Raw genomic sequence first — 481 nt, forward strand, 5'->3', positions numbered from 1 at the left:
GCCGCCGCCCTCGGGCAGCCGCTGCGCCGCGAAGTCCCACGTGTTGACGGCCCGTACGCCCTGGCCGCGCAGCCCGGAGAGACGGCAGCCGAGCCGCGCCCACGTCACGAGCGCCTGGGAGCCGGTGGCCTCGCGCGGCTGCCGGGCGGGGGCGCCCGGGCCCGGCGGCGGGGTGTAGGTGAGGTGCGCGGGGGAGAGGCCGCCGAGGTCGGTGAGGAGGAAGGAGTGCTTCTCGACGATCCGCGCGGAGGACCGGAACTGCACGACCGGCCAGGTGCCGCAGCCGCCCCCGGCGGGCGGCCCGGGCAGCGGCGAGGTGACCCCGTCCTCGGACACGCCCAGGGTGCGGGCCGGGGTGTCGGGGCGCAGCAGGTCCCGGGTCGCGGACTCGTCGACCCAGGGCGCCGTGAGCCAGCGCGCGCCCGCCTTCGCGCGGTGCAGGACGAGCGCGGCGGCCGTCGTCACGTCGGCGTCGTCCACC

The 481-nt window shown here is 79.4% G+C and carries 1 pseudogene; it reads right to left on the reverse strand.

The window, feature by feature from the left end:
• A pseudogene (locus G3I42_RS33840) lies at window positions 1–481 on the reverse strand (hypothetical protein); the annotation flags it as partial.

The sequence above is a fragment of the Streptomyces sp. SID11385 genome, from assembly GCF_010548245.1.
Classification (GTDB): domain Bacteria; phylum Actinomycetota; class Actinomycetes; order Streptomycetales; family Streptomycetaceae; genus Streptomyces.